Origin of the sequence: Phenylobacterium hankyongense (genome assembly GCF_003254505.1) — a bacterium.
Lineage (GTDB): Bacteria > Pseudomonadota > Alphaproteobacteria > Caulobacterales > Caulobacteraceae > Phenylobacterium > Phenylobacterium hankyongense.
The window spans coordinates 1-308 of the sequence record NZ_QFYP01000035.1 but is presented as its reverse complement, the minus strand read 5'-3'; the positions used below and the strand labels follow the sequence as shown (position 1 = coordinate 308).

Below are 308 nucleotides of genomic sequence, written 5' to 3'. Positions count from 1 at the left end.
CAGAAACTGGCCCTCGCCGGTCAGGTCGGCACCCTTTCGCTTGCCCTGCGCAGCGCCGAGGAGCCGCTGGCGCGCGGCGACAATGCGGTGCGCACGGTCCGCACCGGCGACCTCACCCTGGCCGCCGCCGCCGCGCCCGCGCCGCGCACCCGGCCTGCCCGCATCGTCCGGCGCGCCAGCCCGCAAGGCCCGAGCGTCCAGGTCTGGCGCGGAGCCGAAGCGTCCAGCGTCGCCGTCGCACGCGAATAGCCAACGAAATTTCGGGGGAACGCACATGAACAACCACAAGCGAACGGCGACAAGCTGCG

At 73.1% G+C, this 308-nt stretch carries 1 protein-coding gene; it reads left to right on the top strand.

Annotation, left to right across the window (positions count from 1 at the left end; translation table 11 throughout):
• Positions 1-249: RcpC/CpaB family pilus assembly protein (locus DJ021_RS19040; protein WP_207801917.1), on the top strand; the 249-nt coding region annotated here is incomplete at its 5' end.
• Between the last annotated feature and the right edge of the window lie 59 nt (positions 250-308).